Origin of the sequence: Burkholderia sp. Ac-20379, from assembly GCF_017104645.1 — a bacterium.
Classification (GTDB): Bacteria; Pseudomonadota; Gammaproteobacteria; order Burkholderiales; family Burkholderiaceae; genus Burkholderia.
Map to the genome: position 1 here is coordinate 1 of NZ_JAAGPF010000378.1, position 6,516 is coordinate 6,516.

Consider the following 6,516-nt stretch of genomic DNA (forward strand, 5'->3'; position numbering starts at 1 on the left):
GGCGCGGCGATCGCGCTGGCGTTCGCCCGCGAGGGCGCGGCCGTGACGATCGCCGAGTTGGACGAAGCCGCGGGCCGCGAGGCCGCCGCCGCGATCGAACGCGAGGTGCCCGGCGCACGCGTGCTGGCGGTGCGCACCGACGTGACCGACGTTGCATCGGTCGCCGACGCGGTGGGCGCGGCCGAGCGCGAATTCGGCGCGCTCGACGTGCTGGTCAACAACGCGGGCGTCAACGTGTTCTGCGATCCGCTGACGATGCGCGACGAGGATTGGCGGCGCTGCTTCGCGGTCGATCTCGACGGCGTATGGAACGGCTGCCGCGCGGTGCTGGCCGGCATGGTCGAGCGCGGCCGCGGCAGCATCGTCAACGTGGCGTCGACGCACGCGTTCCAGATCATCCCGGGCTGCTTCCCGTACCCGGTCGCCAAGCACGGCGTGCTGGGCCTGACGCGCGCGCTCGGCATCGAATACGCGCCGCGCAACGTGCGCGTCAATGCGATCGCGCCGGGCTACGTGGAAACGCAGTTGACGCACGACTGGTGGAACGCGCAGCCGGATCCGGCCAGGGCGCGCGCCGAAACGCTGGCGTTGCAGCCGATGAAGCGGATCGGCCGTCCCGACGAGGTGGCGATGACGGCGGTGTTCCTCGCGTCCGACGAGGCGCCGTTCATCAACGCCACCTGCATCACGATCGACGGCGGACGCACCGCGCTGTACCACGATTGAGGCCGGCGGCCCCGCGCGACGGGGCGGCGGGCGAGATGGAAAGACATAAGCCGGAAAGGCAGGATCCCGAAAGACCGCAGCACGCGAAGGCCGCGCGTGTGCCGCGTCATAAAACCAGGCGGCCGGAACCGATGTGGCATCAACAGGAGACGAAACAGATGAAACGCAGAACCTTTGTCACGCTGGCCGCCGCTGCGGCCGTGCTGGCCGGCGGCGCCCCGTTCGCGCAGGCCGCGGACCCGGTGAAGATCGGCTTCCTCGTCAAGCAACCCGAGGAACCGTGGTTCCAGGACGAATGGAAGTTCGCCGAAATGGCCGCGAAGGAAAAGGGCTTCACGCTGGTGAAGATCGGCGCGCCGTCGGGCGAGAAGGTCATGAGCGCGATCGACAACCTCTCGGCGCAGCAGGCGCAGGGCTTCATCATCTGTACGCCCGACGTCAAGCTCGGGCCGGGCATCGTCGCCAAGGCCAAGTCGCACAAGCTGAAGATGATGACGGTGGACGACCGCCTCGTCGACGGCAGCGGCAAGCCGATCGAATCGGTGCCGCACATGGGCATCTCGGCCTACAACATCGGCAAGCAGGTCGGCGACGGCATCGCCGCCGAGATCAAGAAGCGCGGCTGGAACATGAGCGAAGTCGGCGCGATCGACATCACCTACGAACAACTGCCGACGGCGCACGACCGCACCGGCGGCGCGACCGACGCGCTGATCGCGGCCGGCTTCCCGAAGGCGAACATCATCGCCGCGCCGCAAGCCAAGACCGACACCGAGAACGCGTTCAACGCCGCCAACATCGCGCTGACCAAGAACCCGAAGTTCAAGCACTGGGTGGCGTACGGCCTCAACGACGAAGCGGTGCTCGGCGCGGTGCGCGCGGCCGAAGGGCGCGGCTTCAAGGCCGACAACATGATCGGCATCGGCATCGGCGGTTCGGATTCGGCGCTCAGCGAATTCAAGAAGCCGCAGCCGACGGGCTTCTACGGCACCGTCATCATCAGCCCGAAGCGTCACGGCGAGGAAACCGCCGAACTGATGTACGACTGGATCACGCAGAACAAGATGCCGCCGATGCTGACGCTGACGACCGGCATGCTCGCGACGCGCGACAACGTCGAGAAGGTGCGCACCGAGATGGGCCTGGCATCGAAGTAAGCCGAGGGTGATCGAGGTAGGGCGCGCCGGCCTGGCCGGCGCGCCCGACGAAGCAAGAACGGGCCGCCGCGCGAGGCGGCGGCCCGGCAACGACGAGTGGAGGCCAAGTGGCTGCGGTTCTGCGTTTCGACAATATCGGCAAGGTCTTCCCCGGCGTGCGGGCGCTCGACGGCATCTCGTTCGACGTGCATGCGGGGCAGGTCCACGGCCTCATGGGCGAGAACGGCGCGGGCAAGTCGACGCTGCTGAAGATCCTCGGCGGCGAGTATCAGCCCGATTCCGGCAGCGTGTTCGTCGACGACGAACCGGTGAAATTCACGAGCGCGGCGGCGTCGATCGCGGCCGGCGTCGCGGTGATTCACCAGGAGCTGCAATACGTGCCCGACCTGACGGTGGCCGAGAACCTGATGCTCGGCCGGCTGCCGAACGCGCTCGGTTTCGTGCGCAAGGGCGACGCGCGGCGTCACGTGCGCGAGCGGCTGGAGGCGATGGGCGTCGATCTCGATCCGGGCGCCAAGCTGCGCCGGCTGTCGATCGCGCAGCGCCAGATGGTCGAGATCTGCAAGGCGCTGATGCGCAACGCGCGCGTGATCGCGCTCGACGAACCCACCAGCTCGCTGTCGCACCGCGAGACCGAAGTGCTGTTCAAGCTGGTGGACGACCTGCGTGCCGACGGCCGCGCGCTGATCTACATCTCGCACCGCATGGACGAGATCTACCGGCTCTGCGACGCGTGCACGATCTTCCGCGACGGGCGGCGGATCGCCTCGCACCCGGTGCTGGCCGAGGTGACGCGCGATCAGATGGTCAGCCAGATGGTCGGCCGCGAAATCAACGACATCTATCACTACCGCCCGCGCCCGCTCGGCGCGGTGCGGCTCGAAGCCGACAACGTGGCCGGCGACGCGCTGAAGGCGCCCGCCAGCTTCTCGGTGCGCGCCGGCGAGATCGTCGGCTTCTTCGGCCTGGTGGGCGCGGGCCGCAGCGAGCTGATGCGCGTGATCTACGGCGCGGACCGCAAGCGCGGCGGCGCGCTGACGCTCGACGGCAAGCGCATCGAGATCCGCCGCACCGGCGACGCGATCCGCCACGGCATCGTGCTGTGCCCGGAAGACCGCAAGGAAGAGGGGATCGTCGCGATGGCGACGGTCGCCGAGAACATCAACATCAGCTGCCGCCGCCATTCGCTGCGCGCGGGGATGTTCCTGAACGGCCGCAAGGAAGCCGAAACGGCCGACCGCTTCATCAAGCTGCTGAAGATCAAGACGCCGAGCCGCCGCCAGAAGATCCGTTTCCTGTCGGGCGGCAACCAGCAGAAGGCGATCCTGTCGCGCTGGCTCGCCGAGCCGGACCTGAAGGTGGTGATTCTCGACGAGCCGACGCGCGGCATCGACGTGGGCGCGAAGAACGAGATCTATCAGGTGATCTACGAGCTGGCCGAGCGCGGCTGCGCGATCGTGATGGTGTCGTCGGAGCTGCCCGAGGTGCTGGGCGTGTCCGACCGCATCGTCGTGATGCGCGAAGGCCGGATCGCCGGCGAGCTGGCGCGCGCCGACGCGAACGAACAGGCGGTGCTCAGTCTGGCGCTGCCGCAGGGTCCGAGCGCGCAGGCCGCCTGACGGCGGGCGCGAACGGACGAACGAACATGGAGACCGCGCGGGCCTTTCCGCTCCGCGCACCGCAGGGAGCAACACGATGGAAGCCAGAGAAAATATCGCGCAGGCCGCGGCCAAGAAAGCCGCCGAGGCCTTGATTCCGCAGAGCAACGACAAGCAGAAGTGGTGGCAGCAGGTCACCGACTACAGCCTGATCGTGATCTTCGCGGTGATGTTCGTCACCATGTCGGTGACGGTCGATCACTTCTTCTCGATCGACAACATGCTGGGCCTCGCGCTGTCGATCTCGCAGATCGGCATGGTGGCCTGCACCATGATGTTCTGTCTCGCCTCGCGCGATTTCGACCTGTCGATCGGCTCGACCGTGGCGTTCTCGGGCGTGCTCTGCGCGATGGTGCTGAACGCCACCGACAACACCTTCATCGCGATCGTCGCGGCGGTGGTGGCCGGCGCCGCGATCGGCTTCGTGAACGGCGCGGTGATCGCCTACCTGCGCATCAACGCGCTGATCACCACGCTGGCCACCATGGAAATCGTGCGCGGGCTCGGCTTCATCGTCTCGCACGGGCAGGCGGTGGGCGTGTCGTCGGACACCTTCATCGCGCTCGGCGGGCTGGCGATGTTCGGCGTGTCGCTGCCGATCTGGGTCACGCTGCTGTGCTTCATCGTGTTCGGCGTGATGCTGAACCAGACGGTGTACGGCCGCAACACGCTGGCGATCGGCGGCAATCCGGAAGCGTCGCGGCTGGCCGGCATCAACGTCGAGCGCACCCGTGTGTGGATCTTCCTGATCCAGGGCGCCGTGACCGCGCTGGCCGGCGTGATCCTGGCCTCGCGCATCACCTCGGGCCAGCCGAACGCGGCCGAAGGCTTCGAGCTGAACGTGATCTCGGCCTGCGTGCTCGGCGGCGTGTCGCTGCTCGGCGGGCGCGCCACGATCTCCGGCGTGGTGATCGGCGTGCTGATCATGGGCACGGTCGAGAACGTCATGAACCTGCTCAACATCGACGCGTTCTACCAGTACCTCGTGCGCGGCGCGATCCTGCTCGCCGCCGTGCTGCTCGACCAGTTGAAGAACCGCGGCACGCGCGACTGATACCGCCCCAAGCACTTAAGGACGCACCATGGACACCCAGCAGCCGATTACCGCCGACGACGCGCACGGCGCGCGCTTCCCGAGCCTGACCGATCGCGCCGTGCTGATCACGGGCGGCGCCACCGGCATCGGCGCCGCGTTCGTCGAGCACTTCGCGGCGCAGGGCGCGCGCGTCGGCTTCATCGATCTCGATGCGCAGGCCGGCGCCGCGCTGGCCGACCGGCTGGCCGGCGCGCGCCATGCGCCGGCGTTCGTCGCGGCCGATCTGACCGACATCGACGCGCTGCGCCGCGCGATCGCCGAGCTGCGCACGCGCACCGGCCCGTTCGGCGTGCTGATCAACAACGCCGCCAACGATCGCCGCCACAGCATCGAGGACGTCACGCCGGAATCGTTCGACGCGGCGATCGCCGTGAACCTGCGCCATCAGTTCTTCGCCGCGCAGGCCGTGATCGACGACATGAAATCGCTCGGCGGCGGCGCGATCGTCAACCTCGGCTCGATCAGCTGGATGCTGAAGAACGGCGGCTACCCGATCTATGCCACCTCGAAGGCCGCGATCCAGGGCCTCACGCGCACGCTGGCGCGCGATCTCGGCCCGTTCCGGATCCGCGTCAACGCGCTGGTGCCGGGCTGGGTGATGACCGACAAGCAGCGCGCGCTGTGGCTCGACGACGCCGGACGCGCGGCGATCAAGGCCGGGCAGTGCATCGGCGACGAGCTGCTGCCCGACGATCTGGCCCGCGCCGCGCTGTTCCTGGCGGCCGACGACAGCCGCATGATGACCGCCCAGGACGTCGTCGTCGACGGCGGCTGGGCCTGACCCGGATTCGCGTGCCGCCCGCGCGGCGCCGACAGGAGACGAGCATGACGACATCGACCATGAGCAGTGCTTCTTCCTCGCCGGCGGGTTCGTCGGCGGCGGCCCGCGCGCGCCGCGCCCGGCTCGCTGCCGCCGCGCAGCCGGTCAGCCCCGGCCCGCAGCCGGCCAGCGTCCCGCAGGGCGTGCTGTCGGCCGCCGACGCGGCGGTCACGCTCGCCACCGCCGAATTGCGGCTCGACGTCGTGCCGCACCTGGGCGGCGGCATCGCGCGCTTCGATTGGCGCGGCGACGGCGCGTCCACGCCGATTTTCCGCGGTTGCGATCACGTCGACGCGGCCACCGATCCGAACGCGCTCGGCTGCTATCCGCTGCTGCCGTATTCGAACCGGATCGGCGGCGGGCGCTTCGAGTGCGACGGGCGTCGCGTCGAGGTGCCGCGCAACCGCGCCGGCGAGCCGCTGCCGATTCACGGCGACGGCTGGCTGTCGCGCTGGCGCATCGACGCGGCGTCGGCCACCGAACTGCATCTGTCGCTCGACCGGCGCGGCAGCGCGCCGTACGCGTATCGCGCGACGCAATCGTTCGTGCTCGACGGCGCGACGCTCTCGATCGCGCTGTCGATCGAGAACGCCGGGCGCGAGCCGCTGCCTTTCGGGCTCGGCGTGCATCCGTTCATCGTGCGCGACGACACCACCGAGCTGGCCGCCTCGGCGGGCGGCCTGTGGCTGTCCGGCCCCGACTGGCTGCCGCGCCGGCATGTCGGCGTGCCGCCGGCCTGGCAGTTCGGCATCGCGTATCCGCTGCCGGCCACGCTCGTCAATCACGCGTTCACGGGCTGGGGCGGGCGCGCGACCGTGGCCTGGCCATCGCGCGGGCTCAACATGGCGATCGAATCGGACGCCGATTGCTACGTGCTCTACACGCCGCCCGGCGAGCGCTTCTTCTGCTTCGAGCCGGTCGATCATCCGATCAACGCCGTGAACCTGCCCGGCGGCGCCGAGGCGCACGGCATGACGCTGCTCGCGCCGGGCGAGCGGCTCGCGCGGCGTTTCCGTTTCACGGTCGAGCGCGCGGATCCGCGCGCGGGCGCGGCGGCGC

General features: G+C 69.4%; 6 protein-coding genes. All 6 read left to right on the forward strand.

Translation table 11 applies throughout. From position 1 onward, the window contains the following. A partial coding sequence (locus G3N92_RS29315; protein ID WP_206131070.1) for an SDR family oxidoreductase occupies window positions 1-726 on the forward strand: 726 nt, incomplete at its 5' end. Between the two features lie 158 nt (window positions 727-884). Next, window positions 885-1,883, forward strand: coding sequence for an arabinose ABC transporter substrate-binding protein (locus G3N92_RS29320; protein WP_206131071.1), 999 nt, complete (start codon window positions 885-887; stop codon window positions 1,881-1,883). Window positions 1,884-1,990: 107 nt separating this feature from the next. Continuing rightward, window positions 1,991-3,502: an L-arabinose ABC transporter ATP-binding protein AraG gene (gene araG / locus G3N92_RS29325; protein WP_206131072.1), complete on the forward strand. Its 1,512-nt coding sequence runs from the start codon at window positions 1,991-1,993 to the stop codon at window positions 3,500-3,502. Between the two features lie 76 nt (window positions 3,503-3,578). Next, on the forward strand, window positions 3,579-4,595 hold the full coding sequence (araH, locus tag G3N92_RS29330; RefSeq protein WP_206131073.1) for an L-arabinose ABC transporter permease AraH: 1,017 nt from the start codon (window positions 3,579-3,581) through the stop codon (window positions 4,593-4,595). 28 nt (window positions 4,596-4,623) lie between these two features. Then, window positions 4,624-5,418, forward strand: coding sequence for an SDR family oxidoreductase (locus tag G3N92_RS29335; protein WP_206131074.1), 795 nt, complete (start codon window positions 4,624-4,626; stop codon window positions 5,416-5,418). Window positions 5,419-5,462: 44 nt separating this feature from the next. Then, the coding region (locus tag G3N92_RS29340) for an aldose 1-epimerase (protein WP_206131075.1) at window positions 5,463-6,516 on the forward strand (1,054 nt) is incomplete at its 3' end.

Bases quoted from the DNA above. Each gene is read 5' to 3' on its own strand.
- G3N92_RS29320 (WP_206131071.1), top strand. From the start codon at position 885: ATGAAACGCAGAACCTTTGTCACGCTGGCCGCCGCTGCGGCCGTGCTG.
- araH (WP_206131073.1), top strand. From the start codon at position 3,579: ATGGAAGCCAGAGAAAATATCGCGCAGGCCGCGGCCAAGAAAGCCGCC.
- G3N92_RS29335 (WP_206131074.1), top strand. From the start codon at position 4,624: ATGGACACCCAGCAGCCGATTACCGCCGACGACGCGCACGGCGCGCGC.